Raw genomic sequence first — 26,108 nt, 5'->3', positions numbered from 1 at the left:
TTATTGCAAGTAATTCTTGTTAACAGAAGTAATACAGTAACTTTATTTGCCCTTTTTCTGGCCGTCGGTCATCTGCGAGGGCTAATCTAGACCTTTAAGAGCGGAGTTTTGTGATGTCTGTGCCTTCTGTTGTGATTGCCGGTTGTGGCGATGTGGGTAGTCGGTTGGCTAGCCAATTGCTCGCCTCGGAATGGGAGGTTTATGGCCTGCGGCGCGATATTTCACGCCTTCCCGATGGCGTGATCGGCATTGCCGGCGACCTGTTCAACAAGGATTGTCCTGACACCTGGCCGATCGGCGGGGTGGATTACCTGGTGTACTGCGCCGCCGCGACCGACCACGATGAGGCCGGTTATCGCGCCGCTTACGTGCAAGGGTTGCAGCATGTGCTGGAGTGGCTGAAGGATTACGGCCAGGAGCCCAAGCACCTGCTGTTTGTGTCCAGCAGCAGCGTATACGGGCAGCAGAATGGGGAGTGGGTCGATGAAGCCTCCGAAACCCAGGCCAAAGGTTATTCCGGGCAAGTCATGCTGGAGGCCGAGCAGGTGGCACTTAACAGTGGCATTCCCGCGAGCGTCGTGCGGCTGACCGGTATTTACGGTCCTGGTCGCGAATGGCTGCTGACCCAGGTGCGCCAGGGGTACCGTGTAGCGCTTGATCCACCTTTATACGGCAACCGTATACACGCCGATGATGCGGCGGGCTTGCTGGCATTTTTGCTACGCCACGTGGAGCAGGGCGGTTCGCTGGATAAGGTCTATATCGGCGTCGACGACGCACCGGCGCCTTTGGCGGAGGTGGTGGCCTGGTTGCGTGATTACCTGGGCGTAACTGAGTGGTCCGAGGACGCCAGTGTGCGGCGTGCCGGCAGCAAGCAATGCAGCAATGCCCGCATAAAGGCGCTGGGGTGGACACCCACGTATGCGACCTACCGCGAAGGGTATGCAGCCATTCTTAAAGGCTGAAATGCGGTTTAAAAATGTGGGAGGGGGCAAACCCCCTCCCACATTTGGAGCTGGTTGATGACTGCTATTGTTTTTCAAGCAGCCATTGGCGAGGACCCGGCGTAAACGAAGGCACTTCGTCCGCCTGTGCGGTGTTGACCGCCTGGAAGATCTCCAGCTGCTTGCCCTTGCGCACGAAGATCCAGGGGTTGCCCACGCCGTTGAGTTGCAGCCACATGCTGTCGTAGCCACCGCTCATGGAGGCGCAATCGCCGGCCAGGCACAGTGAGTACCGATCAGCATTGGGCAAACCGGCGACCTTGCCGTCAGGCTGGAACTGGACAGTGGCGCCGTTGCCGAAGCCGTCGGTGATCTTCCAGTCGCCGCCCATATAGGCTGCGTAGAGTGCGCGTTCGAAGTTGGCACCCAGTGGCGCACCTTCCGGTGCAGGGTCCTTGGCGCGGGCGAACAGTTGCTCGGGCTCATTGTCGTTGGCGGACTGCAGCAGTTGCTTGCCTTTGCGCTTGAGTTCGGTGGCGGAGCTGCCGTAAAAATCCACGCTCCAGGCACCGGATTTCTCGCCCAGCAACTTGCCTTCGGCCACTTCAAAGCCGTTGTAGTAGCGCGCCTGCGAGGCCTTGGGGTTGACCTCCCATTCGAGGTTCGGACCATAGCTTTGCAACGATTCACGCAAAGGGCCGCCTTTGGCTGCCGCATCGATGGCGACCTGGTTGATCCAGGTGCCGCTCACATCCAGATCGGCAGGGTTGCTGGCACAGCCGCCGAGGAGCAGGGCGAGCAACGAAGAGGCTACAAGCGCTTTGCGCATCATGAAATCCTTTTAAAACGAAGTCGGCGCAGCCTGTGGAGGCTGCGCCGGGTGTTTTACTCGATGACCAGAATTGCGTCCATCTCAACCTGCGCGCCCTTTGGCAGGGCTGCAACGCCAATGGCGGCACGGGCTGGGTAAGGTTGTTCGAAGTACTTGCCCATGATCTCGTTAACCTTGGCGAAGTGGCTCAGGTCGGTGAGGAAGATGTTCAGCTTGACGATGTCCTTGAACGAGCCGCCGGCAGCTTCGGCCACGGACTTGAGGTTTTCGAAGACCTGTACGGTCTGGGCTTCGAAGCCTTCCACCAGTTCCATGGTCTTTGGGTCCAGCGGGATCTGGCCGGACATGTAGACGGTGTTGCCCGCCTTGATAGCCTGGGAGTAAGTACCGATGGCGGCTGGGGCCTTGTCGCTGGTGATAACGGTCTTGGTCATGAATGACTCCTTGTAATGGATGGGCTACGCACGCATGCGGGTAATGCGGATCACACCGGTCAAGGCGCGCAGTTTCTTGATCACGCGGGCCAGGTGCACGCGGTCATGCACGCTGACCACCAGCTGGACCACGCTGATGCGACCATCGCGCTCGTCCATGCTGATTTTCTCGATATTGCCGTCGGCCGCGTTGACGCTGCTGGCCAGCAGGGCGATCAGACCGCGCTGGTGTTCCAGCTCAACGCGCAGCTCGACGTTGAATTCGCCGGTGACATCCTTGGCCCACGAGAGCTGGATGCATTTTTCCGGGTTGTGACGGATTTCGGTGATGTTGCGGCAGTTGTCGAGGTGAACGACCATGCCCTTGCCAGCCGACAGGTGGCCGACAATCGGGTCGCCAGGGATCGGCGTGCAGCATTTGGCGTAGCTGAGCACCAGGCCCTCGGTGCCGCGAATCGCCAGCGGGCCTTCCGGGCTTGGCAGTTGTTCGCCTTCACCCAGCAGACGGCGGGCGACCACATAGGCCATGCGGTTGCCCAGGCCGATATCTTCCAGCAGGTCTTCGATGGTTTCCTGGCGGTACTCGTGGAGCATCGCTTGCACGCGCTCCTGCGGAATCTTGTCCAAGGCACTGTCGAAACCGTTGAGTACTTTGTTCAGCAGGCGCTCGCCCAGGCTGATGGACTCGGAGCGGCGCTGCAGTTTCAGCGCGTGGCGGATGTGTGTGCGCGCCTTGCCGGTAACTACGAAGTTCAGCCACGCCGGGTTCGGGCGCGCGCCCGGTGCGCTGACGATCTCCACAGTGGAGCCGCTTTGCAGCGGTTCCGACAGGGGCGCGAGACGACGGTTGATCCGGCAGGCAATGCAGCTGTTGCCGACGTCGGTGTGCACCGCGTAGGCAAAGTCGACCGCGGTGGAGCCTTTGGGCAGCTCCATGATCCGGCCTTTGGGCGTGAACACGTAGACCTCGTCCGGGAACAGGTCGATCTTCACGCTTTCGATAAATTCCAGGGAGTTGCCGGCACGTTGCTGCATTTCCAGCACGCCCTTGACCCACTGGCGGGCACGGGCATGGGTGCCTTTGGGTTGCTCGTCGCCGCTGGATTTGTATAGCCAATGGGCGGCGATGCCGTTGTTGGCCATCTCTTCCATTTCGCGGGTGCGGATCTGGATCTCGATCGGCACCCCGTGCATACCGAACAGCGTGGTATGCAGCGATTGATAGCCGTTGGCCTTGGGGATGGCAATGTAGTCCTTGAAGCGCCCCGGCAGGGGTTTGTACAGATTATGTACAGCGCCCAGCACGCGGTAGCAGGTATCGACCTTGTCCACGATGATGCGGAACGCGTACACGTCCATGATCTCGTTGAAGGCCCGGCGCTTGCCGCGCATCTTCTTGTAGATGCCGTAGATGTGTTTTTGCCGGCCGCTGACCTCGCCCTCGATCTCGTCGATCGCCAGGCAATGGCTCAGGGATTCTTCGATCTTGTTGACGATTTCCTTGCGATTGCCCCGGGCGCGCTTGACCGCCTGGTAGATACGCGCCGAGCGCATCGGGTGCATGGCCTTGAAGCCGAGGTCTTCGAACTCGATACGAATGGCGTGCATGCCCAGCCGGTTGGCGATGGGCGCGTAGATTTCCAGGGTTTCCTTGGCGATGCGCCGGCGTTTTTCGCCGGACAGCACTTCCAGCGTACGCATGTTGTGCAGCCGGTCGGCCAGCTTTACCAGGATCACCCGGATGTCCCGGGCCATGGCCATGGCCATTTTCTGGAAGTTTTCCGCCTGGGCTTCGGCCTTGGTCTCGAAGTTCATCTGGGTCAGTTTGCTGACCCCGTCGACCAGTTCGGCCACGGTTTCGCCAAATTGCGCACTGAGCGCTTCCTTGGCAATACCGGTGTCTTCGATCACGTCATGCAGCATCGCGGCCATCAGGCTCTGATGGTCCATGTGCATGTCGGCGAGAATATTTGCCACCGCAAGAGGATGGGTGACGTACGCCTCACCGCTTCGGCGGCGTTGGCCGTCGTGGGCTTGTTCGGCGTAGAAATACGCTCGGCGGACCAGGTTGACCTGGTCGGGGCCGAGGTAGGTCGATAAGCGATCGGCGAGGGCGTCTATGCTCGGCAAAGTGTGAACTCCTGCCGAAGGCTGTGACCCCGCGCCGTGCTACGTCGACCAGGCATAGGCTTAGACGGCCTCGTTGGACTCGTCCTCGAACGCTGCAAACAGCGGTTCGTCTTCAACGATTTCAGCGTTGGCGATGAACTCGTAGCTCATCAGGCCTTCAGCGATTTCACGCAGGGCTACAACGGTAGGCTTGTCGTTTTCCCACTGGACCAGGGGCTCTTTGCCGCCAGTGGCCAGTTGACGGGCACGCTTGGTAGAGAGCATGACCAGCTCAAAGCGGTTTGCCACGTGGTCTAGGCAGTCTTCAACGGTTACGCGGGCCATGATATTCCTCGGAGCGAATGCAAGATGCGCGCTGCCCGGTTGGGCGAGCGGACTGAGCAGTTTAAAAAATCACCAGCGTTTAGGGAAGCGCTGATTTTTCGCAGGCCCTCGCAAAACCGCTGCAAGCGCCAATGTAAAGCCCTTACAGCGGTTTTGGGAAGGGCCAATCAGCCGAGCAATTCGGCGAGTAATTTGCCGAAACGCTGCTGTTGACGCTTCTGCTGGAGCTGATTGGCGCGGAAAATCGCCTTCAGGTCATCCAGCGCGTGGGAAAAATCGTCGTTAATGATCAGGTAGTCGTAGTCGACATAGTGGCTCATTTCGCTGACAGCTTCCCGCATGCGGCCTTCGATGATCTCGTCGCTGTCCTGGCCACGGTTGGTCAGGCGCTGGTGCAAGGCTTCGAGCGATGGCGGCAGGATGAAGATCGAGCGCGCCTTGGGCATCAGCTGGCGCACTTGCTCGGCGCCCTGCCAGTCGATTTCCAGGATCAGGTCGTGGCCTTCGTCCAGGGTCTGCTGCAGGTGGCTTTGCGAGGTGCCGTAGAGGTTGCCGAACACCTCGGCGCGCTCCAGGAAGTCGCCATGCTCGATCATCTTGACGAACTCGGTGCGCTCGACGAAGTGATAGTGCACGCCGTTCACCTCGCCCGGGCGCATGGCGCGGGTGGTGTGGGACACCGAAATACGGATCTGATCGTTGGTGTCGGTCAGCGCCTTGACCAGGCTGCTTTTGCCCGCGCCCGAAGGGGCGGAAATGATGTAAAGGGTACCGGTGCTGTGGGTCATGGAGGTTGCCTTACTCAATATTCTGTACTTGTTCGCGCATCTGCTCGATCAACACCTTGAGGTTGACCGCAGCCGTGGTGCTGCGCGGATCGAAAGCCTTGGAGCCCAGTGTATTGGCTTCGCGGTTGAGTTCCTGCATCAGGAAGTCCAGGCGCCGACCGGCGGCGCCGCCGGACTTGAGTACGCGGCGCACTTCAAGAATGTGGGTGCTCAGGCGGTCGAGCTCTTCGGCGACGTCGCTCTTTTGTGCCAGCAGGACCATTTCCTGTTCCAGGCGCACAGGGTCGAGGTCGGCCTTCATGTCGGTGAAGCGGTCGAGGACCTTCTGGCGCTGGGTTGCAAGCATCTGCGGCACCAGCTCGCGCAGGATCACCACGTCTTCCTCGATCGAGGTCAGGCGCTCGTTGATCAGGCGGGCCAGTTCGGCGCCTTCGCGCTCGCGGCCGGCCTTAAGTTCCTTCAGGCCCTGGGTGAACAGGGCGAGGGCTTCGGCATTGAGGGCTTGCGGATCGGTGGCGTCAGCCACCAGAACGCCGGGCCAGGCCAGCACTTCCAGAGGGTTCAGCGCAGCGGGTTGCTTGATCAGGCCGGCGATGGTTTCGGCGGCAGCGACCAGTTGCGCAGCGCGTTCGCGATCCACCTGCAGCGGCTTGCCGGTGGTTTCTTCGGTAAAACGCAGGGTGCATTCCAGCTTGCCGCGGGAGATACCCTGGCGCAGTGCCTCACGCACGGCGCCTTCGAGGTCACGGAAGGATTCCGGCAGGCGCAGGTGCGGCTCCAGGTAGCGGCTGTTGACCGAGCGCAGCTCCCAGCTCAGGGTGCCTTGGGCGCCGGCTTTTTCGACGCGGGCGAAGGCGGTCATGCTGTGCACCATGGAGGTACCTCGCGATGCAGTCCCGCGAAAGCGGGCTGATGGGTAAATTGAAGCCGACAGGCTGCGAAGGCGCGGGATTGTAGCGCAGTGGGGCGAGTGCGCCCAAGCAATGGGCGATAGGCTGACCATTCGTAACCAGATTTTTAGCAGTGCCCCGAATCGACTCGCGGCTCTATAATGCTCGGCAGTTTTTCGTCCTCTGTACAGGTATCCCCTATGAAACGTCCAAGTGGTCGCGCTGCCGATCAGCTCCGCTCGATCCGCATCACCCGCAACTACACCAAACACGCCGAGGGATCCGTACTGGTCGAGTTTGGCGATACCAAGGTTATCTGCACCGTCAGCGTTGAAAATGGCGTGCCGCGTTTCCTTAAAGGCCAGGGCCAGGGTTGGTTGACCGCCGAATACGGCATGCTGCCGCGCGCCACCGGCGAACGTAACCAGCGTGAAGCCAGCCGTGGCAAGCAAGGCGGCCGCACCCTGGAAATCCAGCGCCTGATCGGACGTTCCCTGCGCGCGGCCCTGGATATGACCAAGCTGGGCGACGTGACCCTCTACGTCGACTGCGACGTGATCCAGGCCGATGGCGGTACGCGTACTGCGTCCATCACCGGCGCCATGGTGGCGCTGGTTGACGCGCTTAAAGTCATCAAGAAGCGTGGCGGCCTGAAAGGCGGCGACCCGCTGAAGCAGATGATCGCCGCCGTATCGGTGGGCATGTACCAGGGCGAGCCGGTGCTGGACCTGGATTACCTGGAAGACTCGGCTGCCGAGACAGATCTGAACGTAGTGATGACCAGCACCGGTGGTTTCATCGAAGTGCAGGGCACCGCCGAAGGTGCGCCATTCCAGCCGGCCGAGCTGAACGCCATGCTGGCCCTCGCCCAGAAAGGCATGACTGAGATCTTCGAACTGCAGAACGCCGCACTGGCTGACTAAGCCGGCTTCAAGGAGAAGCGCCATGAGTGACAGTCAATTGCCGGTTCCGGCACCGACCAAGGAAGTTCGCCAGTGGGCGATGTTGTGTCACTTCGCGGCGTTCCTGGGGTTGGTATTCCCCTTCGGCAGCCTGTTGGGGCCGCTGATCGTGTGGCAGATCAAGAAGGATATGGACCCGCTTATCGATGATCAGGGCAAGGAATCCCTGAATTTCCAGATCACGGTGGCCATCGCCTGGCTGGTCTGCATGGTGCTGGGGTTCGTGGTGATCGGCTTTCTGCTGATGTTGATCCTGGTGGTGGCAGCGCTGGTGCTGACGATCATCGGTGGCATCAAGGCCAACAACGGCACTGCCTATCGCTACCCGTGGACCTGGCGCCTGGTCAAATAATGAACACCCACAAAAAAACCGACAGCGATGTCGGTTTTTTTGTGCCTGGATAAAGACCTTAGATGGTCAGTGTCCAGTCGTAGTCCACGATCAGCGGCGCGTGCTGCGAGAAGCGCGGCTGGCGCGGCAAACGTGCACTGCGTACGAACCGGCGCAGACCAGGGGTCAGCAACTGGTAGTCGAAGCGCCAGCCCAGGTTGAGCATCTCAGCCTGTTCATTGTCTGGCCACCAGCTGTACTGGTCGCCTTCGCGGCTGACTTCGCGCAGGGCATCCACATAGCCCATGTTGCCGACAATCTCGTCCATCCAGGCCCGTTCCGGCGCCAGGAAACCTGGGGATTGCTGGCTGTCGCGCCAGTTCTTGATATCCAGCTTCTGTTGCGCCACGTACAGCGAGCCACAATAAATGTACTCGCGACGTTTGCGTCGCTGTTTATCCAGGTAACGGGCGAAATCGTCCATTAGCTTGAACTTCTGGTTCAAGTCTTCATCGCCGTTCTGCCCCGAAGGAAGCAGCAAGGTCGCGATGCTGACCTTGTCGAAATCGGCTTGCAGGTAGCGCCCGTAGCGGTCGGCTGTCTCGAAGCCGAGGCCGCTGATGACCGCCTTGGGTTGCAACCGCGAGTACAAAGCCACGCCACCTTGGGTGGGCACTTCGGCATCGCAGGCATAAAGGAAGTAGCCATCCAGTTGGAAGGCTGGGTCGTCCAGTTCAAAGGCGGAGGCGCGGGTGTCCTGCAGGCAGATGACGTCGGCATTCTGAGCTTGCAGCCAACTGAGCAAACCACGCTCGACTGCAGCCTGAATACCATTAACGTTCACACTGATGATCCGCATAAATGGCCCCAAAAATCGCGTGCGTGTATGATACACGCCGTCTACCTAATTAGCTAAATCCGTGGTATCTGAGGCTTTTTTCATGCAGGCGTATCAACGCGATTTCATTCGTTTTGCCATCGATCGCGGGGTTTTGCGCTTCGGTGAGTTCACCCTCAAGTCCGGGCGCACCAGCCCGTACTTCTTCAATGCAGGCTTGTTCAACTCGGGTTCGGCCCTGGCTCAGTTGGGTCGTTTCTACGCGGCAGCCATTGTTGAAAGCGGTATTTCCTTCGACGTGCTGTTTGGCCCGGCCTACAAGGGTATCCCCCTGGCAGCTGCAACAGCCGTGGCCCTGGCGGAACATCATGGGCGCGATCTGCCATGGTGCTTCAACCGCAAGGAAGCCAAGGCTCATGGCGAAGGCGGTAGCCTGGTGGGCGCGCCGCTTACCGGCGATGTATTGATCATCGATGACGTGATCACGGCCGGTACGGCTATCCGTGAAGTGATGCAGATCATTGCGTCCCAGGACGGCGCCAAGGCCGCCGGTGTATTGATCGCACTGAACCGCCAGGAGCGAGGCAACGGTGAGTTGTCGGCGATCCAGGAAGTGGAGCGTGATTTCGGTATTCCAGTGGTAAGCATCGTGTCGTTGAACCAGGTGTTGCAGTTCCTGGAGGATGATCCGCAGCTCAAGCAGCACTTGCCGGCAGTTAAGGCGTATCGCGAGCAGTTCGGCGTTCAGTAACCGCTGAACCATAAAAAAGCCCCACCCCTTGTAGGAGCGAGCAAGCTCGCTCCTACAAGGGGTGGGGCTTTTTAGTGCTTTAAGGGCGCTTGCGATTACTGATCAGCGTGCCCACACCGGTATCGGTGAAAATTTCCAGCAGGATCGCATTCGGCACACGGCCATCCAGGATCAGCGAGCTGCCGACGCCGCCTTGCACTGCTTCCAGTGCGCAACGGATCTTCGGCAGCATGCCACCGTAGATGGTGCCGTCGGCGATCAGCTCGTCCACTTGTTGAGTGGTCAAGCCGGTCAGCACCTTGCCTTGCTTGTCCATCAGGCCAGCAATGTTGGTCAGCAGCATCAGCTTTTCAGCTTTCAGCGCTTCGGCCACTTTACCCGCCACCAGATCGGCGTTGATGTTGTAGGACTCGCCGTTGGCACCCACGCCGATCGGCGCGATCACTGGGATGAAGTCACCCTTGACCAGCAGGTTCAGCAGGTCAGTGTTGATGCCGATCACTTCGCCCACCTGGCCGATGTCGATGATTTCCGGTTGGGTCATTTCCGGCGTCTGACGGGTAACGGTCAGTTTTTTCGCACGGATCAGCTCGGCGTCCTTGCCGGTCAGGCCAATGGCGCTGCCGCCGTGACGGTTGATCAGGTTGACGATGTCTTTGTTCACCTGGCCGCCGAGGACCATCTCCACCACGTCCATGGTCTGCGCGTCAGTGACGCGCATGCCATCGATGAAGTGACTCTCGATCGACAAGCGCTTGAGCAGGTCGCCGATTTGCGGGCCGCCGCCGTGGACCACCACGGGGTTGATCCCCACGGCTTTCATCAACACGATGTCGCGGGCAAAGCCGGTTTTCAGCTCGTCGCTTTCCATGGCATTGCCGCCGTACTTGATCACCAGCGTCTTGCCGACGTAGCGTCGAATGTAAGGCAACGCTTCGGACAGGACCTTGGCGGTGTTGGCAGCGGCTTCGCGTTCGAGGGTCATTCAGGGCTCCGGTTAAAATCAGAACGGTAATTGGAGATCAGGGGCAACACGTTTCAACTGGGCGTGGAACACGTCCTTGATGCGCTGCAACTCAGCCTCGGTATCCGCCTCGAAACGCAGCACCAGCACCGGTGTGGTGTTGGACGCGCGAACCAGGCCCCAGCCTTTGGCGTAATCGACTCGCACACCATCAATGGAGGTCAGGTTGGCGCCTTCACCCCATTGCGCATCGTGCAGTGCGTCAATGATGCTGAATTTGCTCTCTTCGGTCACATGGATATTGATCTCTGGCGTAGAAATATCATTCGGGAAGGTCTGAAACAGCTCTTCCGCGGTGGATTTTTCCTTGCTGAGGATTTCCAGCAGACGGGCGGCGCTGTAAATACCGTCGTCAAATCCGAACCAGCGCTCCTTGAAGAACACGTGGCCGCTCATTTCGCCGGCCAACAGCGCGCCGGTTTCCTTCATTTTCTTTTTGATCAACGAGTGACCGGTCTTCCACATTAGCGGACGGCCGCCATATTCCTTGATCAGCGGGGTGAGGCGGCGGGTGCACTTCACGTCGAAAATGATCTCGGCACCCGGGTTGCGCGCCACCACATCGCGGGCAAACAGCATCAGCAGGCGGTCCGGGAATACGATTTCGCCGGTTTCGGTCACCACGCCCACACGGTCGCCGTCACCGTCGAAGGCCAGGCCGACGTCAGCGCCGGTTTCCTTGACCTTGGCGATCAGGTCCACCAGGTTTTCTGGCTTGCCCGGGTCCGGGTGGTGGTTGGGGAAGTTGCCGTCGACCTCGCAGAACAGCGGGATCACTTCGCAGTTCAGGGCTTCGAGCAGCTGCGGGGCGATCACGCCGGCCGCGCCGTTGCCGCAGTCCACCACCACTTTGAGGCGGCGTGCGAGTTTGATGTCGCGGGTGATTTCGTCAGAGTAGCGCTGCAGGATGTCAACTTTGGTGATGCTGCCTTTGCCGCTCGTCAGGTCGTTGGTCTTCAGGCGTGTGTGCAGGGCCTGGATCTGCTCGTTGGCCAGGGTGTCGCCGGCGATGACGATTTTGAAGCCGTTATAGTCCGACGGGTTATGGCTGCCGGTCAGCATCACCCCGGATTTGCCGGCCAGTACATTGGCGGCGTAGTACAGCGCTGGGGTGGGCACCAGGCCCACATCGCTGACATGGCAGCCGCTGTCGGCCAGGCCCTGGATCAGTTGTTCCACCAGTTCCGGACCGGACAGGCGACCGTCACGACCGACCGAAACGTTCGGTTCGTCCTGGGCCAGGCTCTGGGAACCAATGGCGCGGCCAATCCAGTAGGCGGTTTCGGCGGTCAGGGTCTTGGGTACTACGCCACGAATGTCATAGGCGCGAAAGATGCTGTCGGGGAATGTCGGGGCTACTCGGGCTGCGGTACTCATCGCGGGGGGAAACTCCATCTCAAGGGGGGCAAGGCTGGCCTTAATGTGGCTGACCGGCAGGCTCAAACTGAAGGGTATGACGGTGTTTTCGGCAGAGAGTTCGTGGTGCAAAAGTGCCATCGGAGCTTGGCTCCTGTCTTTTTGTCTGCGTAATACGTTGATTTCAATGGGGAAATCTCGCTGATAAAGTCCGCGCATTCTTCATCCTGAAAAGCCTTGCGGGGGGGCGTCGAGCCGGACAAAAGCGCCCGGCCAGGCTCAGCTTAGTCAGTGACTGCCGGAATGCCCAAAACCGCCTGCGCCGCGTTGGGTTTCGTCGAAATCCTGCACCAGTTCGAAGTGCGCCTGCACCACCGGCACCAGTACAAGCTGGGCAATGCGCTCGCCGACAACGATGTTGAACGCCGTCTGGCCACGGTTCCAGCACGACACCATCAACTCGCCTTGGTAGTCCGAATCGATCAGGCCCACCAGGTTGCCCAGCACGATGCCGTGTTTGTGGCCCAGGCCGGAGCGCGGCAGGATCAGCGCCGCCAGGCCTGGGTCGCCGACGTAGATCGACAGTCCGGTGGGGATCAGGAGGGTCTGGCCCGGTTCAAGGACGGTGTCTTGCTTGAGCATCGCACGCAGGTCCAGGCCGGCGGAGCCTGGGGTGGCGTAGGCCGGCAGCGGGAATTCGGTGCCGATGCGGGGGTCGAGGATCTTGGCTTGCAAAGCGTGCATGGAAATTAAACCTGGTTCAGCCGTTGGGCGATAAAAGAGATCAGTTGGCGGGCAATCTTGCCTTTGCTGGTCTGGGCGAAAAGAGTGGCGTGCAGCTCGCGGTCGATCACGCTGCAGGCGTTTTCCTCGCTGTTGAAGCCGATGCTCGGGTTGGCGACATCATTGGCAACGATCAGGTCGAGGTTTTTGTCTTTCAGTTTGCGTGCGGCGTAGTCCAGCAGGTGCTCGGTCTCGGCGGCAAAGCCGACACTGAACGGGCGGTCCGGACGCGTGGCGATGGTGGCCAGGATATCCGGGTTGCGCACCATTTGCAGGAGCAGGCCGTCACCGCTTGTGGGGTCTTTCTTGAGCTTTTGCGGGGCGACGACTTCCGGGCGGTAGTCTGCAACCGCTGCCGAAGCGATAAACAGGTCACAGGGGATGGCGGCCTCACAGGCGGCCAGCATGTCCCGAGCGCTGACTACGTCGATTCGCGTGACGCGATCGGGGGTCGGCAAGTGCACCGGACCGGTGATCAGGGTCACGCGTGCGCCTGCCTCGACCGCTGCTTCGGCCAAGGCAAAGCCCATTTTTCCTGAACTATGGTTGGTGATGTAGCGCACCGGGTCGATGTTTTCCTGGGTCGGGCCTGCCGTAATCAGCACGTGCCTGCCGGTCAGGGCCAGGTGCTGGAAGCACTCGGCGGCGCACAGTGCCAGGTCGGTGGCTTCGAGCATGCGGCCCATGCCGACGTCACCGCAGGCCTGGCTGCCGGAGGCCGGGCCGAACACCTTGAGGCCACGGCTTTGCAGGAGTTGGGTGTTGGCCTGGGTCGCAGGGTCACGCCACATGGCCTGGTTCATGGCCGGGGCGATGGCGACGGTGGCGTCGGTGGCCAGTACCAAGGTGGTCAGCAGGTCATCGGCAATGCCCTGCGCCAGGCGCGCGATCAGGTCGGCGGTGGCAGGAGCGATCAGCACCAGGTCGGCCCACTTGGCCAGTTCGATATGGCCCATGGCGGCTTCGGCTGCCGGGTCCAGCAGGTCCAGGTGAACCGGGTGTCCGGACAAGGCCTGCATGGTCAGCGGGGTGATGAACTCACTGCCGCCGCGGGTCATGACCACGCGCACTTCGGCGCCCTGGTCGAGAAGCCTGCGGACCAGCTCTGCGCTCTTGTAGGCGGCAATGCCGCCGCCGACGCCGAGAACGATGCGTTTCCGATACAGACGCTGCATTGGTTTGCCTTTCCAGTTCAGTGAAGCCAGTTCAGTGACGCCTGCGATGCCCCCTCCCCAGGTGAAATCGCACGCAAAAAAGAGGGCCTACGATAACACAGCGTCCGCCCCGCAACAGCGGCGCACATGCACAGGGAGGTGGGATGAGTATTCGTGATTGGCCGGCGGCAGAGCGGCCGCGAGAGAAGCTTTTGGAGTGGGGCGCGGCGAGTCTGTCCGATGCTGAATTGCTGGCGATCTTCCTACGCACCGGGGTAACCGGCAGGAGCGCGGTGGACCTGGCGCGCCATCTGCTGGCGCAATTTGGCGGTTTGCGCCCGCTGCTGGAAGCCAGCCAAGCGCTTTTCAGCCAGCAATTGGGCTTGGGGCCGGCGAAGTTCGCGCAGTTGCAGGCGGTGCTGGAAATGTCCAGGCGCCATCTGGCCGAACGCCTGCGCAGCGATTCGGTGCTGGAAAACCCGGTGGCGGTGCGCGACTACCTCAAGGCGTTGTTGCGTCATGAGCCTCACGAGATCTTCGGCTGTCTGTTTCTTGATTCAAAGCACCGTGTGCTGGGGTTCGAGGCGTTGTCCGAAGGGACCATCGACACAGCCGTGGTCTACCCCCGGCAAGTGGTCAAGCGCGCCCTGGCCTATAACGCAGCGGCGTTGATTTTGTGTCACAACCATCCTTCAGGGATCGCGGAGCCCAGCGCGGCTGATCGAAAATTGACCAAGCTGCTGCAAAAGGCCCTGGAAGTGGTGGATGTGCGGGTACTGGATCACATCATCGTGGGGGACGGTGATCCGTTGTCGATGGCGGAGTATGGCTGGATGTAAGCCCGCCCCCTGGGGGGCGGGACTGGTTCTCAGGGCTTGACGCTGACCTTCGAGAAGTCCTGGCGCCCGAACGGGCTCACCTGATAGCCCTCGACGTTCTTGCGCGCCAGGGCGAACGCCGTCGGGTGCGCCAGCGGCAACCACAGCGCCTGCTGTTGGATCTGCGCCTGGGCCTGCTGATACAGCTTGCTGCGTACGCCTTGTTCGCTGGTGGTCTTGCCGGCGCTGATCAGCTTGTCCAGCGCCGGATCACAGTAGCGGGCGAAGTTGGTGCCGGATTTAACCGCCGCACAGGAAAACTGCGGGGTCAGGAAGTTATCCGGGTCGCCGTTGTCGCCGGCCCAGCCCATGAACAGCAGGTCGTGTTCACCCGCTTTCGCCCGGCGAATCAGCTCGCCCCATTCGATCACGCGGATCTCGGCCTGGATGCCAATCTTGGCCAGGTCCGCCTGCAGCAGTTGTGCGCCGAGGTTCGGGTTAGGGTTCAGCAGACTGCCGGTGGGGCGCGTCCAGAGGGTGGTCTTGAAGCCGTCCTTGAGGCCGGCGCGGTCCAGCAAGGCCTTGGCCTTGGCGAGGTCCTGTGGATAACCCGGCAAGTCCTTGGCGTAGCTCCAGGTATTGGGCGGGTAAGGGCCGTTGGCCGCTTCGGCGGTGCCTTCGAACACGGCCTTGAGGTAGCTGCCCTTGTCGAAGGCGAGGTTAATGGCCTGGCGCACCTCGGGCTTGTCCAGTGGAGGGTGCTGGCTGTTGATGGCCACGAATGCGGTCATGAATGCTGCGGTTTTTTCTACCTTGAGTGCGGGGTCCTTTTCAGCCTCGCCCACATCCAGGGGCTTGGGCGACAGGGCGATCTGGCATTCGTTGCGGTGCAGTTTCTGCAGGCGCACGTTCGCGTCCGGGGTAATGGCGAAGATCAAGTTATCCACAGCCGGTTTGCCGGCGAAGTAGTCCGGGTTGGCCTTGTAGCGCACCACGGCATCTTTCTGGAAACGGCTGAAGATGAACGGCCCGGTGCCGATCGGCTGGCTGTTGAGCTTCTCCGGCGTGCCGGCCTTGAGCAGTTTGTCGGCGTATTCCGCCGGGTAGATCGAGGCGAAGCCCATGCTCAGGGCCGCAAGGAAGGTGGAGTCGGCGTGATCGAGGGTAAAGCGCACGGTCAGCGGGTCGAGGGCATCGATCTTCTTGACCAGTATTGGCAATTGCAGGGACTGGGCGTGGGGGAAGCCGCTCTGAGCGATCTTGTGCCAAGGGTTGGCCGGGTCGAGCATGCGTTCAAAGCTGAAGCGCACGTCTTCGGCGGTCAGGGTGCGGCTTGGGGTGAAATACTCGGTGCGATGGAATTTCACGTCCGGGTGCAGTTTGAAGGTATAGGTCAGGCCATCCGGCGAGACGTCCCAACTGTCCGCCAGGCTTGGCACCAGTTTGCCGCTGGCCGCGTCGTAGTCCACCAGGCGGTTCATCAGCACGTCTGCCGAGGCGTTGGTGGTGGTCAGCGAGTTGTATTGCACCACATCGAACCCTTCGGGGCTGGCCTCGGTGCAGACGCTCAAGTTGCTGGCGGCAGAGGCCAGCGGCGCGATAAATAGAGGGGCTAGCAATAGCGGTAGGGCAGCGAGGCGCATGTTCGGTTTCCTTTGCAGATCGAAGGCCCATCTGCGAGTGCAGTCTGGAAAAGTCCTACCGTAGTGGTCTGATTGATAAATGACTAGCCCATTTTTGCCTGTGCTTTTGCCCTAAATGCTGTTTTGATGGCGCCTCAGCGCGTTTCGCCGTGCGCTTAACTGCGTGCGCGAGCGCTGTAAATCAATCTGTGCGACGAGCGGTCGGCTGTTACAGCGGCCCCTCCTGGCAACGGTTCGGACGTCTGTCGCCGAGATTTACGCCGGTAAAAATACACGGGCTGTTGTTGCACATGGGTCTTTCTGGTATAAAGCAGCGCTCTTTTCTAGGGGCCCGGTTCCTTCGCTTGTAGGTGTAGCCGGTAAGACCCTAAAGAAACGCGGCGCCTGGCGCCAAATGACTGAGAGATTAAGCGGCCAACCCATGCCGGGTTGGGCATGTGGTTTTAGAGGGCTGAGGCATGTCGAGAGTCTGTCAAGTTACCGGTAAGGGTCCGGTGACTGGGAATAACATTTCCCACGCAAATAACAAAACCCGTCGTCGTTTCCTGCCGAACCTGCAGCATCACCGCTTCTGGGTTGAAGAAGAGAAACGTTTTGTTCGCCTGCGTGTATCTGCCAAAGGCATGCGTATTATCGACAAGCGTGGCATCACTGTCGTGCTGGCCGAAATCCGCGCCGCTGGCAAGATCTAAGGAGCTCTATCATGCGTGAATTGATTCGAATGATCTCTAGCGCCGGTACTGGTCACTTCTACACTACCGACAAGAACAAGCGTACTACCCCGGACAAGCTCGAAAAGAAAATGTTCGACCCGCGCGTTCGCAAGCACGTGATCTACAAAGAAGGCAAAATCAAGTAATTGATTTTCCTCCTTGTGAAAAAGCCCGTATCTCACGATACGGGCTTTTTTTTGCGTCGGATTTACTGATCAGGCTTTCTGCTCGAACACCACGTAGATCTTACGGCACGGCTCCAGCACTTCCCAGGTGCCGCTGAAGCTGGCGGGGATTACAAAACGGTCGCCAGCACGCAAGGTCTTCGCATTGCCCTCGGTGTCGCGCAATACAGAGACGCCCTGCACGATCTCGCAATACTCATGCTCGGTATAGTTGACCTTCCATTGCCCAACTTCACCTTCCCAGACCCCGGCGTTCATCTGGCCGCACGGGCTGTTGTAATGGTTGTACACCGTTTGTTCGGGATCGCCCTTGAGGATTTTTTCGGCGGCAGGGCGGTAGCGGTCTGGGGCGGTGTTGGCTTGGCTGAAGTCGACGATGTCCTGGATGCTCATGTGCGTGTCCCGTCTGGCCTGGGGTTGGAGAGCCCAAAGTCTATGTTTATTAAAATGAACATCGCAAGGGCGTTTACCGGCGTTATGTCAAATATATTGAAACATCCCCGGCCGCTGGTTTAGGGTGGCAGCTGCCTTTGAGCCGAACAGCTGGCTGGCGGGCAAGCATTCTTTGAGGCTGCCGGGGGACATCGCCTGGCCCTTATATTCAATAAGAGGAGGACACTCGCATGACCACCCTGACCCGTGCCGACTGGGAACAACGTGCCAAGGATCTGAAAATCGAAGGCCGCGCCTACATCAATGGCGAATACACCGCTGCTGTTTCCGGTGACACCTTCGAATGCATCAGCCCGGTCGATGGTCGCCTGCTGGCCAGCGTGGCCAGTTGTGACGCCGCCGATGCCCAGCGCGCCGTAGAAAACGCCCGCGCCACCTTCAATTCCGGTGTGTGGTCGCGCCTGGCGCCGGCCAAACGCAAAGCCACCATGATCCGTTTCGCCGCGCTGCTCAAGGCCAATGCCGAAGAGCTGGCGCTGCTAGAAACCCTGGACATGGGCAAGCCGATCAGCGATTCCCTGAACATTGACGTACCCGGCGCGGCAAATGCCCTGAGCTGGAGCGGTGAGGCAATCGACAAGATCTACGACGAAGTCGCTGCCACCCCGCATGATCAGTTGGGTCTGGTGACCCGCGAGCCGGTCGGCGTTGTGGGGGCCATCGTGCCGTGGAACTTCCCGCTGATGATGGCCTGCTGGAAGCTCGGCCCGGCGCTGTCCACCGGTAACTCGGTGATCCTCAAACCGTCCGAAAAATCCCCACTCACCGCCATCCGCATCGCGGCCCTGGCCGTTGAAGCCGGTATTCCGAAAGGCGTGTTCAACGTGCTGCCGGGCTACGGCCACACCGTCGGCAATGCGCTGGCGTTGCACATGGACGTCGACACCCTGGTGTTCACCGGTTCGACCAAGATCGCCAAGCAACTGTTGATCCGCTCCGGCGAATCGAACATGAAGCGCGTCTGGCTGGAAGCCGGCGGCAAGAGCCCAAACATCGTGTTCGCCGATGCTCCGAACCTGCAGGCTGCCGCCAAATCCGCTGCCAGCGCCATCGCCTTCAACCAGGGCGAAGTCTGCACGGCCGGCTCGCGCCTGCTGGTGGAGCGTTCGATCAAGGACACCTTCCTGCCGCTGGTGATTGAGGCCCTCAAGGGCTGGAAACCCGGCAACCCGCTGGATCCGGCGACCACCGTTGGTGCGCTGGTGGACACCCAGCAGATGAACACCGTGCTCTCGTATATCGAAGCGGGTCACGCCGACGGCGCCAAGTTGGTGGCGGGTGGCAAGCGCATCCTGGAAGAGACGGGCGGCACCTACGTCGAGCCGACGATTTTCGACGGTGTGACCAACGCCATGAGAATCGCCCAGGAAGAGATCTTCGGCCCGGTGCTGTCGGTGATCACCTTTGACGGTGCCGAAGAAGCGATCAAGATCGCCAACGACACCCAATACGGCCTCGCCGCTGCGGTGTGGACATCGGACATTTCCAAGGCGCACCTCACCGCCAAGGCCCTGCGCGCCGGTAGCGTGTGGGTCAACCAATACGATGGCGGCGACATGACCGCACCGTTTGGCGGCTTCAAGCAGTCGGGTAATGGTCGCGACAAGTCGCTGCATGCGTTCGACAAGTACACCGAGCTGAAGGCGACCTGGATCAAGCTGTAAGCAACACCGCAGGCAAATGTGGGAGGGGGCTTGCCCCCGATAGCAGTGTGTCAGGCACTAACAGTGCTCAATGATCCACCGCAATCGGGAGCAAGCCCCCTCCCACACTGTTTTGTGTGAACCCATGATTATCCACAGGAGCGTGGCAATGCGTTGGGCGACCTATTTCGCCGTCCTGGCCTCGGTGCTCAGTGTCGGCCTGGCCCTGGGTGTCAGCATGCCTCTGGTCTCCCTGCGCCTTGAGGGCTGGGGTTACGGCAGTTTCGCTATTGGCGTAATGGCCGCCATGCCGGCCTTTGGCGTATTGCTTGGCGCCAAGGTCTCCAGCCGCCTGGCCGCCTGGCTCGGCACCGCGAACCTCATGCGTCTGTGCCTTTGGGCCGGTGCGGTGTCCATCGGTTTGCTGGCCATTCTGCCCAGCTACCCGATATGGCTGGTGCTGCGCCTGATGATCGGGGTGATCCTGACCATCGTGTTTATCCTTGGTGAAAGCTGGATCAACCAGTTGGTGGTGGAGCAGTGGCGTGGCCGGCTGGTGGCGCTGTATGGCTGCAGTTATGCCTTGAGCCAGCTCTCGGGGCCGTTGCTGCTGGGCGTGATCGGTACCGGCCATGACTATGGTTTCTGGGTCGGCGTTGGCCTGCTGGTGGTGGCTCCGCTGGCATTGCTGGGTCGCTCCGGTGCGCCCAGTGCCGAATCGTTCAGCGTGACCTTCGCGGATTTGTGGCGCTTCTGCCTGAGCCTGCCGGCGATTGCCTGGGCGGTGGCGCTGTTCGCCGCGTTTGAGGCGATGATCCTGACGCTGCTGCCGGTGTATTGCCTGCAACAGGGGTTCACTGCCGAAATTGCCTTGGCGATGGTCAGCACGGTGGTGGTCGGTGACGCCCTGCTGCAACTGCCCATCGGTGCGCTGGCGGATTATCTGCCACGACGCACGCTGTTTTTGAGTTGCGCACTGCTGTTGCTGGCATCGAGCCTGGCGATTCCATTGCTGATGCACACGCTGCTCATCTGGCCACTATGGGTGCTGTTCGGCGCCAGTGCTGGCGGGTTGTTCACGTTGTCGCTGATTCTGATCGGCGAGCGTTATCGTGACGATGCGCTGGTGCGTGCCAATGCCCACATCGCGCAGTTATGGGGAATCGGCTGCCTGATCGGTCCGCTGGTGGCCGGCGCCGGCAGCCAATGGATCAGCGGGCACGCGCTGCCGTTGCTGATGGCGGTCGGGGCCTTGGGTTTGGTGGTGCTGTTGCTGCGCCAAGGTGCATTTGGTGCCGCTCAGCCGGCTTGATCCTCGCTGTTCCTAGAGCATGCGCTCCAGGCCGACCGAGGTGGCGAACCAGGCATTGAACCGCCGCCACCAACTGCCCGGCTCACGGGTCAGGGTATGCAGTTGGCCGTTGTCCTCGGTCACCCACACCACGTTGCCGTCCTGCAACTTCGCCTCGTAGCTCAAGGCCGGCGCCATGCCTTGCAGCGCCAGGTTGCGCACGTGTTCCGCCAGCTCCGGGCTGTCCACCAGCACGCCGACTTCGGTGTTCCACAGCACGGAGCGAGGGTCGAAATTGAAAGAGCCCACAAACGACTTCGTCCGATCAAAGATCATCGCCTTGCTGTGCAGGCTCGAGTCCGAGCCACGGAACGTGCCGCGACGAAACAGGTGCGGCCCGCTGCCTGCGCTCGGATCGCCCGGTTGGCGGCGCAATTCGTAGAGTTTCACGCCGTGCTCCAGCAAAGCCTTGCGGTACGGTGCATAGCCGCCATGTACCGCCGGAACGTCGGTAGCCTCAAGGGAGTTGGTCAACAAGCTTACCGACACACCCGCATCGGCGCGGCCGGTGAGGTACACCAGCCCAGGTTGCCCTGGCACAAAGTACGCCGAGATCATGATCAGTTCATGGTTGACGCCTTCCAGCTCCGGGGCCAGTTGGGTGGTCAGCAGCAGGTGCGGGTCCGGGTCGGCCTTGGACAGGACCTTGCTCGGCGCGTCCCACAGTGCCTGGTTCCAGGCCCAGATCAGTTCGCGGCGCCAGGTGTCCATGCGTGGCTGGGTCTGGTAGGTGCGCAAGCGTGCATACAGCGCGTGCTTCTGCTGGCGCGACTCGGCCAGCGATGCTTCCAGGCCCAGGCGCGCGGCGGCCAGGTCACCTTTGGAGGGCATATTGGAGACAAAGTCATCAATGGGTTTGCTCAGGGCGCTGTTCCAGTACTGATCGAAACTGTGCCCGAGTTGCTCGGCCACCGGCCCGACGCTGAGCATGTCGATATCGGTGAAGTTCAGGTTGGGCTCGGCGTCGAAATACTCATCCCCCAGGTTGCGCCCGCCGACGATGGCCACGCTGTTGTCCGCCAGCCACAGCTTGTTGTGCATGCGCCGGTGTTGCAGCGACAGATTGAAAAGACGGCCCATTGACCGTGTCACACCGTTGCTGCGCCCCAGATGCAGAGGGTTGAACAGGCGAATCTCGATCTTGGGGTGGGCGGCGAGGGTGGCGATGATCTGGTCAAGGCCGTCGCTGGTGGTGTCGTCCAGCAGGATGCGCACGCGCACGCCTCGGTCGGCGGCCTTGAGCAGTTCATCCACCAGCATCCGTGTGCTGATGCCGTCGTGCACGATGTAGTACTGCAGGTCGAGGCTGGTCTGGGCGTTGCGGATCAACTCGGCGCGGGCCATAAAGGCTTCGCTGCTGTTGGGTAGCAGGCGAAAGCCCGAGCGTCCTTGATACGGCGCGGCCTGGGCCTGGATCGAGCGGCCGAACGACGACTGGGCGGCCGGCAGGGCATCGCTGGGTATGCGCGGCGTACTCACCGTGGCGCAGCCGCTCAAGGCCAGGGCTCCCAACAGGAAAAACGGTAAAAGCCGTCGAATCATCAAGGGAGTCGCTTCCAGGTCAGGGCGGTAGTCGACATATGACGGCGATTTCTCGCGAAAGGTCAGTCCACCACTTCGGCCAGCATCTTGATCGCGGCAGCACCGACTTTGCGCACGGCCTCTTCCATCTGGCCGGTTGGCTTGGCAGCGTAGTTCATGCGCAGGCAGTTACGGTACTTGCCCGACGCGGAAAAGATGCTTCCCACCGCCACCTGTACGCCTTGTTCCACCAGCACGCGGTTGAGCTTGAGGGTGTCGAAACCTTCCGGCAGTTCTATCCACAGCATGAAGCTGCCTTGTGGGCGGCTGGCGCGTGTGCCGGCAGGGAAGTAGCGGTTGACCCAGTCGAGCATCAGGTCGCGATTACGCTGGTATTGTGTGCGCATCCGTCGCAAATGGGGTTCGAAATGGCCCCCTTTGAGAAACTCGGCAATGGCGATCTGCGGCTGCGTGGCGGTGGAGCCGGTGCTGATGTACTTCATGTGCAGTACCCGCTCCAGGTACCGGCCGGGCGCGACCCAGCCAATGCGCAGGCCCGGCGCCAGGGTCTTGGAGAATGAGCTGCACAACAGCACGCGACCGTCTTCGTCGAAGGATTTGATGGTGCGCGGGCGCGGGTAGCTGTAGGCCAGTTCGCCATACACATCGTCTTCGATGATCGCTACGTCAAAGCGCTGGGCCAGGGTCAGCAACGCGCGTTTGCGCGCTTCCGGCATGATGTAGCCCAGCGGGTTATTGCAGTTGGGGGTCAACTGGATGACCTTGATCGGCCACTGTTCCAGCGCCAGTTCCAAGGCTTCGAGGCTGATGCCGGTGATCGGGTCGGTGGGGATTTCCAAGGCTTTCATGCCCAGGCCCTTGAGGGTCTGCATGGCGCCGTGGAAGCTGGGCGAGTCCACCGCGACGATATCGCCAGGCTCGCAGATGGCGTGGATGCTGGCGGATAGCGCCTCGTGACAGCCGGTGGTAATCACGATGTCCTCGGCAGTCAGCTGGCAGCCGGAATCCAGTGACAGTCGGGCGATTTGCTCGCGCAGTTCCATACAGCCGAGAATATTGTCGTAATACAGTCCCGGCAGATCCTGGCGCCGGCTGACGCGAGCCAGGCTGCGCAGCAAGGGCTTGAGGGTGGGTGACAATACATCCGGCATGCCGCGACCCAGCTGTATGACGTCCTTGCGCGGAACGGCGCGAATCAGTTCCAGCACCAGGTCCCACTGTGAGATTTCCACCGGGCGCTGGGCCGGGCGGCCGACCTCGGGCAGCGCCGGCAACTCCCGACCAACCGGTACAAAGTAGCCGGACTTGGGCTTGGGCATCGCCAGGCCATTGTCTTCCAGCAATCGATACGCCTGCTGCACGGTGCTCAAGCTGACCCCGTGCTCGACGCTCAAGGCGCGTACGGACGGCAGTCGATCACCGGGGCGATAGAACCCCTGTTCGATGCGCGTGCTCAGCAATTCGGCGAGGTTGACGTAAAGCGTCATGGCGGTCGCTCCCGGGGGACCAGTACAGATAAGGGGAAAATACAGGATTCAGCCGCGTACAGGCAGTGTCTGTATGGATTTAATAAAGGTTGGTTGAATCTGTAATGGTTTTGCCTGCTCGCCCATTCTAGTCACTCATGGCAACAAGCAAATGAGGGGCAGCAAAATGAACGGCATGAGCGATGTGCGGCTGATGTTACACAGTCAGGAATTGCAGGCTGGGCAAGAGCGGGCGACGTCGCCGCGCGAGATCAGCCGCTGGGGTCTGTTCTGGCACCGCCGCCATACGCGCAAGGCCTTGCTGCACTTGACTCGCGAGCAATTGCGCGATGTCGGGTTGACCCCAGAGCAAGCCCGCCAGGAAGGCCTGAAGCCTTTCTGGCGTGATTGATCAGACCAGCTCTTTGAGGCGGTGCCAGAGCATTCCCAAGGCCAGCAGCGGCGAGCGCAGGTGCTTGCCGCCGGGGAAGGTGATGTGCGGCACCTGGGCGAACAGGTCGAAACGTCCCTGCTGCTGGCCACTGATGGCTTCGGCCAGCAGCTTGCCCGCCAGGTGCGTGGCGTTGAGGCCATGGCCTGCGTAGGCCTGGGCGTAATACACGTTGGGCTGGTCCGCCAAGCGGCCGATTTGCGGCAGGCGGTTGGCGCCGATGCCGATCATGCCGCCCCATTGGTAGTCGATGTTCACGTCGGCCAGCTGTGGGAACACCTGCAGCATCTTTGGCCGCATGTAGGCGCCGATGTCCTTGGGGTCGCGTCCGGAGTAGTGGCAGGCGCCGCCGAATAACAGACGGCGGTCGGCGGACAGCCGGAAGTAATCTACCGTCACGCGCTGGTCACACACCGCCATGTTCTGCGGTAGCAGGTTGGCGGCTTGTGCCTGGCTCAAGGGCTCGGTGGCGATGATGTAGCTGCCGGCGGGCAGCACCTTGCCGCTCAATTGCGGATTCAGTCCATTGAGATAGGCATTGCAAGCCAGTACCAGGGTCTTGGCGCGCACAGTGCCTTGGGTGGTGTGCACCTTGACCTCGGGGCCGTAGTCGATACGCGTGACTTCCGACTGTTCGAACAACTGCACACCCCATTGCTGCGCGGCGGCGGCTTCGCCGAGAGCCAGGTTCAACGGGTGCAGGTGGCCGGAACCCATGTCGATCATGCCACCCACATAGCTGTCGGAGCCGATGACGCTGCCCATGTCGCTCGCTTGTAACAGACGTACTTCGTGGCGATAGCCCAGGCTGCGCAGTTCTTCGGCGTCTTCGGCCAGGCCTTGCAGGTCGCGAGGCTTGTTGGCCAGGTCGCAGTAGCCCCAGGTCAGGTCGCAGGGGATCTGGTAGCGTTCGACGCGTTCACGCACGATTTCCACGGCCTCCAGACCCATGAGCTTCATCTGGCGCACGCCATCGGTGCCGATCACGTTGGTGAACTGCTCCAGGCCATGACCGACACCGCGAATCAACTGGCCGCCATTGCGCCCGCTGGCGCCCCAGGCGATCTTGCGCGCCTCCAGCAGCGCCACGCTGAAGCCGCGCTCCGCCAGCTCCAGGGCCGTGTTGAGCCCGGAGAAACCGCCGCCGATCACGCACACATCGGCGCTCACTTCGCCCGTCAACGCTGGGTAATCGGGTTGCGGTACGCTGCTGGCGGCGTAGTAGGAAGCGGTGTGCCGGGCGCTGGCAGTCATGGGGAGCATCCCTGTTTGGAAAATTTGACGCAGGATACAGCGGTCGGACGAAGCTGTCTGCGCAGGGCGTTTTGCTTCAGAATCCACCTCTATTCGCCGTTCGGTACGTGTTTCGATGAGTTGCAACAGTCAGAAAATCAGCGCGCTGCGCCGTCAGATTCCTTCGTTCGAGTGCGTCCCCGGCTGCCACGACTGCTGTGGGCCGGTCACCACTTCGCCGGAGGAAATGTCGCGCCTGCCACGCAAGACCGCCGCCGAGCAGGACGCGGCGATGGATGAACTGAACTGCGTGCACCTGGGCCCCAACGGCTGCACCGTGTATGACGAACGGCCGCTGATCTGTCGGCTGTTCGGTACCACGAAGACCTTGCCATGCCCCAATGGGCGCGGGCCGGTGGAGCTGATTCACCCTCGGGTGGAGAAGCAGATCCATGAGTACATGGCGAGTACCCGGCAGGTGCTGGTTTAATCAGGAATAGGCAGGTTAAGGCTCTCTTTCACCTCTTCCATCACGATATAGCTCTTCGATTCCCGCACATGGGGCAACTTGAGCAGGATGTCGCCGAGTAATTTGCGGTACGAGGCCATCTCGGAAATGCGCGCTTTCACCAGGTAGTCGAAGTCACCCGAGACCAGGTGGCACTCCAGCACATGGGGCAGTTTCAGCACGGCGCGGCGGAACTCTTCAAAGGTGTCACCGGATTTGTAATCGAGGCTGATCTCGACAAATACCAGCAAACTCCCCTTCAAATGCTGCGGATTGAGCCGCGCGTTATAACCCATGATGATCCCCTCGCGCTCCAGCCGCCGCACCCGCTCGGTGCACGGCGTGGTGGACAGCCCGACCTTTTCCCCCAGTTCCGTGAACGAAATTCGCCCGTCGGCTTGCAGGATGCGCAGGATGTTGCGGTCGATCTTGTCCAGCTCCCGCTTGGTCTGGGTGTTGGTACGCATAGGGGATACGCCTCTGTGAAAAGGGTTATTGCCGAGAATTGTCGCCAAATATAGGCATTTATATAGTGAAATGCACTGGCGATTGCTTTTTATA

Annotated in this window: 27 protein-coding genes and 1 pseudogene; 11 read left to right on the top strand and 17 right to left on the bottom strand. The window is 60.8% G+C overall.

From position 1 onward, the window contains the following. The first annotated feature begins 113 nt into the window (after window positions 1-113). A complete protein-coding gene (locus HDC32_RS19800) occupies window positions 114-965 on the top strand; it encodes an SDR family oxidoreductase (protein ID WP_184745202.1) in 852 nt (283 codons plus the stop codon). A 64-nt stretch (window positions 966-1,029) separates the two neighbouring features. On the opposite strand, the gene HDC32_RS19795 is transcribed toward HDC32_RS19800, so the two are convergent. From HDC32_RS19795 to HDC32_RS19770, 6 genes are all read right to left on the bottom strand, one after another. Continuing rightward, window positions 1,030-1,773, bottom strand: a complete 744-nt coding sequence (locus HDC32_RS19795) for a hypothetical protein (RefSeq protein WP_131697650.1) — start codon at window positions 1,771-1,773, stop codon at window positions 1,030-1,032. Window positions 1,774-1,829: 56 nt separating this feature from the next. Next, window positions 1,830-2,210 (bottom strand): RidA family protein, encoded by a 381-nt coding sequence (locus HDC32_RS19790; RefSeq protein WP_003176922.1) that lies wholly within the window; start codon window positions 2,208-2,210, stop codon window positions 1,830-1,832. Window positions 2,211-2,234: 24 nt separating this feature from the next. Continuing rightward, window positions 2,235-4,340: a bifunctional GTP diphosphokinase/guanosine-3',5'-bis pyrophosphate 3'-pyrophosphohydrolase gene (gene spoT, locus HDC32_RS19785; RefSeq protein ID WP_015886535.1), complete on the bottom strand. Its 2,106-nt coding sequence runs from the start codon at window positions 4,338-4,340 to the stop codon at window positions 2,235-2,237. A gap of 60 nt (window positions 4,341-4,400) precedes the next feature. After that, window positions 4,401-4,664: a DNA-directed RNA polymerase subunit omega gene (gene rpoZ, locus HDC32_RS19780; RefSeq protein WP_017735757.1), complete on the bottom strand. Its 264-nt coding sequence runs from the start codon at window positions 4,662-4,664 to the stop codon at window positions 4,401-4,403. Window positions 4,665-4,831: 167 nt separating this feature from the next. Further along, window positions 4,832-5,452, bottom strand: a complete 621-nt coding sequence (gene gmk / locus HDC32_RS19775; RefSeq protein ID WP_131697649.1) for a guanylate kinase — start codon at window positions 5,450-5,452, stop codon at window positions 4,832-4,834. Window positions 5,453-5,462: 10 nt separating this feature from the next. Then, window positions 5,463-6,326: a YicC/YloC family endoribonuclease gene (locus tag HDC32_RS19770; protein ID WP_131697648.1), complete on the bottom strand. Its 864-nt coding sequence runs from the start codon at window positions 6,324-6,326 to the stop codon at window positions 5,463-5,465. Between the two features lie 216 nt (window positions 6,327-6,542). Between HDC32_RS19770 and rph the strand changes: the two genes are divergently transcribed. Beyond that, entirely contained in the window at window positions 6,543-7,265 is a 723-nt protein-coding gene (gene rph / locus HDC32_RS19765) for a ribonuclease PH (RefSeq protein WP_124411079.1), read from the top strand. Window positions 7,266-7,287: 22 nt separating this feature from the next. Continuing rightward, complete coding sequence (locus tag HDC32_RS19760; RefSeq protein ID WP_184745200.1) at window positions 7,288-7,656, top strand: DUF4870 domain-containing protein; 369 nt, start codon at window positions 7,288-7,290, stop codon at window positions 7,654-7,656. A 58-nt stretch (window positions 7,657-7,714) separates the two neighbouring features. Here the strand turns inward: HDC32_RS19760 and HDC32_RS19755 are convergent, their stop codons facing one another. After that, window positions 7,715-8,494: an exodeoxyribonuclease III gene (locus HDC32_RS19755; RefSeq protein WP_003195493.1), complete on the bottom strand. Its 780-nt coding sequence runs from the start codon at window positions 8,492-8,494 to the stop codon at window positions 7,715-7,717. An 82-nt stretch (window positions 8,495-8,576) separates the two neighbouring features. Here HDC32_RS19755 and pyrE point away from each other — a divergent pair, with 82 nt between their 5' ends. Continuing rightward, window positions 8,577-9,224 (top strand): orotate phosphoribosyltransferase, encoded by a 648-nt coding sequence (gene pyrE / locus HDC32_RS19750; protein WP_027608288.1) that lies wholly within the window; start codon window positions 8,577-8,579, stop codon window positions 9,222-9,224. 79 nt (window positions 9,225-9,303) lie between these two features. Here pyrE and argB read toward each other — a convergent pair whose 3' ends face one another. The 4 genes and pseudogenes from argB to coaBC all read right to left on the bottom strand — a co-directional run bounded on the left by argB (window position 9,304) and on the right by coaBC (window position 13,562). Then, on the bottom strand, window positions 9,304-10,209 hold the full coding sequence (gene argB, locus HDC32_RS19745; RefSeq protein WP_017846055.1) for an acetylglutamate kinase: 906 nt from the start codon (window positions 10,207-10,209) through the stop codon (window positions 9,304-9,306). An 18-nt stretch (window positions 10,210-10,227) separates the two neighbouring features. Then, a pseudogene (locus tag HDC32_RS19740) lies at window positions 10,228-11,649 on the bottom strand (phosphomannomutase/phosphoglucomutase); the annotation flags it as partial. A 243-nt stretch (window positions 11,650-11,892) separates the two neighbouring features. Next, complete coding sequence (gene dut, locus HDC32_RS19735; RefSeq protein ID WP_053127661.1) at window positions 11,893-12,348, bottom strand: dUTP diphosphatase; 456 nt, start codon at window positions 12,346-12,348, stop codon at window positions 11,893-11,895. Between the two features lie 5 nt (window positions 12,349-12,353). Continuing rightward, window positions 12,354-13,562: a bifunctional phosphopantothenoylcysteine decarboxylase/phosphopantothenate--cysteine ligase CoaBC gene (gene coaBC / locus HDC32_RS19730; protein ID WP_027608291.1), complete on the bottom strand. Its 1,209-nt coding sequence runs from the start codon at window positions 13,560-13,562 to the stop codon at window positions 12,354-12,356. Window positions 13,563-13,705: 143 nt separating this feature from the next. Here coaBC and radC point away from each other — a divergent pair, with 143 nt between their 5' ends. After that, the gene (radC, locus tag HDC32_RS19725) at window positions 13,706-14,380 is read left to right on the top strand and encodes a RadC family protein (RefSeq protein ID WP_131697643.1); all 675 of its coding nucleotides are present in this window, start codon (window positions 13,706-13,708) and stop codon (window positions 14,378-14,380) included. 29 nt (window positions 14,381-14,409) lie between these two features. Here the strand turns inward: radC and HDC32_RS19720 are convergent, their stop codons facing one another. Beyond that, window positions 14,410-16,002: an ABC transporter substrate-binding protein gene (locus HDC32_RS19720; protein ID WP_131697642.1), complete on the bottom strand. Its 1,593-nt coding sequence runs from the start codon at window positions 16,000-16,002 to the stop codon at window positions 14,410-14,412. Between the two features lie 458 nt (window positions 16,003-16,460). On the opposite strand from HDC32_RS19720, the gene rpmB reads away from it, so the two are divergent. Then, on the top strand, window positions 16,461-16,694 hold the full coding sequence (gene rpmB, locus HDC32_RS19715) for a 50S ribosomal protein L28 (RefSeq protein WP_003176907.1): 234 nt from the start codon (window positions 16,461-16,463) through the stop codon (window positions 16,692-16,694). 11 nt (window positions 16,695-16,705) lie between these two features. Next, a complete protein-coding gene (gene rpmG, locus HDC32_RS19710; RefSeq protein WP_003176906.1) occupies window positions 16,706-16,861 on the top strand; it encodes a 50S ribosomal protein L33 in 156 nt (51 codons plus the stop codon). Window positions 16,862-16,930: 69 nt separating this feature from the next. On the opposite strand, the gene HDC32_RS19705 is transcribed toward rpmG, so the two are convergent. Further along, complete coding sequence (locus HDC32_RS19705; RefSeq protein ID WP_184745198.1) at window positions 16,931-17,293, bottom strand: cupin domain-containing protein; 363 nt, start codon at window positions 17,291-17,293, stop codon at window positions 16,931-16,933. 230 nt (window positions 17,294-17,523) lie between these two features. Here HDC32_RS19705 and HDC32_RS19700 point away from each other — a divergent pair, with 230 nt between their 5' ends. Then, on the top strand, window positions 17,524-19,017 hold the full coding sequence (locus HDC32_RS19700; RefSeq protein WP_167655932.1) for an aldehyde dehydrogenase: 1,494 nt from the start codon (window positions 17,524-17,526) through the stop codon (window positions 19,015-19,017). A gap of 148 nt (window positions 19,018-19,165) precedes the next feature. Further along, window positions 19,166-20,308: an MFS transporter gene (locus tag HDC32_RS19695; RefSeq protein ID WP_145337418.1), complete on the top strand. Its 1,143-nt coding sequence runs from the start codon at window positions 19,166-19,168 to the stop codon at window positions 20,306-20,308. A gap of 12 nt (window positions 20,309-20,320) precedes the next feature. Here HDC32_RS19695 and HDC32_RS19690 read toward each other — a convergent pair whose 3' ends face one another. Further along, the gene (locus HDC32_RS19690) at window positions 20,321-21,889 is read right to left on the bottom strand and encodes a phospholipase D family protein (protein ID WP_184745196.1); all 1,569 of its coding nucleotides are present in this window, start codon (window positions 21,887-21,889) and stop codon (window positions 20,321-20,323) included. A 62-nt stretch (window positions 21,890-21,951) separates the two neighbouring features. Further along, the gene (locus HDC32_RS19685) at window positions 21,952-23,376 is read right to left on the bottom strand and encodes a PLP-dependent aminotransferase family protein (protein ID WP_184745194.1); all 1,425 of its coding nucleotides are present in this window, start codon (window positions 23,374-23,376) and stop codon (window positions 21,952-21,954) included. Between the two features lie 166 nt (window positions 23,377-23,542). On the opposite strand from HDC32_RS19685, the gene HDC32_RS19680 reads away from it, so the two are divergent. Beyond that, window positions 23,543-23,767 (top strand): DUF1127 domain-containing protein, encoded by a 225-nt coding sequence (locus tag HDC32_RS19680; protein ID WP_184745329.1) that lies wholly within the window; start codon window positions 23,543-23,545, stop codon window positions 23,765-23,767. On the opposite strand, the gene HDC32_RS19675 is transcribed toward HDC32_RS19680, so the two are convergent. Continuing rightward, a complete protein-coding gene (locus HDC32_RS19675; protein WP_184745193.1) occupies window positions 23,768-25,060 on the bottom strand; it encodes an FAD-binding oxidoreductase in 1,293 nt (430 codons plus the stop codon). 115 nt (window positions 25,061-25,175) lie between these two features. Between HDC32_RS19675 and HDC32_RS19670 the strand changes: the two genes are divergently transcribed. Continuing rightward, window positions 25,176-25,529 (top strand): YkgJ family cysteine cluster protein, encoded by a 354-nt coding sequence (locus HDC32_RS19670; RefSeq protein ID WP_003176897.1) that lies wholly within the window; start codon window positions 25,176-25,178, stop codon window positions 25,527-25,529. On the opposite strand, the gene HDC32_RS19665 is transcribed toward HDC32_RS19670, so the two are convergent. Next, window positions 25,526-26,014 carry an Lrp/AsnC ligand binding domain-containing protein gene (locus tag HDC32_RS19665; RefSeq protein ID WP_003206849.1) on the bottom strand — a complete coding sequence of 163 codons (489 nt, stop codon included), beginning with the start codon at window positions 26,012-26,014 and terminating at the stop codon, window positions 25,526-25,528. The two genes, HDC32_RS19670 and HDC32_RS19665, sit on opposite strands and share 4 nt — an antisense overlap. Window positions 26,015-26,108: the final 94 nt, after the last annotated feature.

Source organism: Pseudomonas sp. JAI120, assembly GCF_014207255.1.
In the GTDB taxonomy this organism is placed as follows: Bacteria; Pseudomonadota; Gammaproteobacteria; order Pseudomonadales; family Pseudomonadaceae; genus Aquipseudomonas.
The sequence above is the reverse complement of the archived record's forward strand: the minus strand, read 5'-3'. Positions and strand labels throughout refer to the sequence as shown.

Bases quoted from the DNA above. Each gene is read 5' to 3' on its own strand.
- HDC32_RS19800 (WP_184745202.1), top strand. From the start codon at position 114: ATGTCTGTGCCTTCTGTTGTGATTGCCGGTTGTGGCGATGTGGGTAGT.
- HDC32_RS19795 (WP_131697650.1), bottom strand. From the start codon at position 1,773: ATGCGCAAAGCGCTTGTAGCCTCTTCGTTGCTCGCCCTGCTCCTCGGC.
- HDC32_RS19790 (WP_003176922.1), bottom strand. From the start codon at position 2,210: ATGACCAAGACCGTTATCACCAGCGACAAGGCCCCAGCCGCCATCGGT.
- rpoZ (WP_017735757.1), bottom strand. From the start codon at position 4,664: ATGGCCCGCGTAACCGTTGAAGACTGCCTAGACCACGTGGCAAACCGC.
- gmk (WP_131697649.1), bottom strand. From the start codon at position 5,452: ATGACCCACAGCACCGGTACCCTTTACATCATTTCCGCCCCTTCGGGC.
- HDC32_RS19770 (WP_131697648.1), bottom strand. From the start codon at position 6,326: ATGGTGCACAGCATGACCGCCTTCGCCCGCGTCGAAAAAGCCGGCGCC.
- rph (WP_124411079.1), top strand. From the start codon at position 6,543: ATGAAACGTCCAAGTGGTCGCGCTGCCGATCAGCTCCGCTCGATCCGC.
- HDC32_RS19760 (WP_184745200.1), top strand. From the start codon at position 7,288: ATGAGTGACAGTCAATTGCCGGTTCCGGCACCGACCAAGGAAGTTCGC.
- HDC32_RS19755 (WP_003195493.1), bottom strand. From the start codon at position 8,494: ATGCGGATCATCAGTGTGAACGTTAATGGTATTCAGGCTGCAGTCGAG.
- pyrE (WP_027608288.1), top strand. From the start codon at position 8,577: ATGCAGGCGTATCAACGCGATTTCATTCGTTTTGCCATCGATCGCGGG.
- argB (WP_017846055.1), bottom strand. From the start codon at position 10,209: ATGACCCTCGAACGCGAAGCCGCTGCCAACACCGCCAAGGTCCTGTCC.
- dut (WP_053127661.1), bottom strand. From the start codon at position 12,348: ATGCACGCTTTGCAAGCCAAGATCCTCGACCCCCGCATCGGCACCGAA.
- coaBC (WP_027608291.1), bottom strand. From the start codon at position 13,562: ATGCAGCGTCTGTATCGGAAACGCATCGTTCTCGGCGTCGGCGGCGGC.
- radC (WP_131697643.1), top strand. From the start codon at position 13,706: ATGAGTATTCGTGATTGGCCGGCGGCAGAGCGGCCGCGAGAGAAGCTT.
- HDC32_RS19720 (WP_131697642.1), bottom strand. From the start codon at position 16,002: ATGCGCCTCGCTGCCCTACCGCTATTGCTAGCCCCTCTATTTATCGCG.
- rpmB (WP_003176907.1), top strand. From the start codon at position 16,461: ATGTCGAGAGTCTGTCAAGTTACCGGTAAGGGTCCGGTGACTGGGAAT.
- rpmG (WP_003176906.1), top strand. From the start codon at position 16,706: ATGCGTGAATTGATTCGAATGATCTCTAGCGCCGGTACTGGTCACTTC.
- HDC32_RS19705 (WP_184745198.1), bottom strand. From the start codon at position 17,293: ATGAGCATCCAGGACATCGTCGACTTCAGCCAAGCCAACACCGCCCCA.
- HDC32_RS19700 (WP_167655932.1), top strand. From the start codon at position 17,524: ATGACCACCCTGACCCGTGCCGACTGGGAACAACGTGCCAAGGATCTG.
- HDC32_RS19695 (WP_145337418.1), top strand. From the start codon at position 19,166: ATGCGTTGGGCGACCTATTTCGCCGTCCTGGCCTCGGTGCTCAGTGTC.
- HDC32_RS19690 (WP_184745196.1), bottom strand. From the start codon at position 21,889: ATGATTCGACGGCTTTTACCGTTTTTCCTGTTGGGAGCCCTGGCCTTG.
- HDC32_RS19685 (WP_184745194.1), bottom strand. From the start codon at position 23,376: ATGACGCTTTACGTCAACCTCGCCGAATTGCTGAGCACGCGCATCGAA.
- HDC32_RS19680 (WP_184745329.1), top strand. From the start codon at position 23,543: ATGAACGGCATGAGCGATGTGCGGCTGATGTTACACAGTCAGGAATTG.
- HDC32_RS19675 (WP_184745193.1), bottom strand. From the start codon at position 25,060: ATGACTGCCAGCGCCCGGCACACCGCTTCCTACTACGCCGCCAGCAGC.
- HDC32_RS19670 (WP_003176897.1), top strand. From the start codon at position 25,176: ATGAGTTGCAACAGTCAGAAAATCAGCGCGCTGCGCCGTCAGATTCCT.
- HDC32_RS19665 (WP_003206849.1), bottom strand. From the start codon at position 26,014: ATGCGTACCAACACCCAGACCAAGCGGGAGCTGGACAAGATCGACCGC.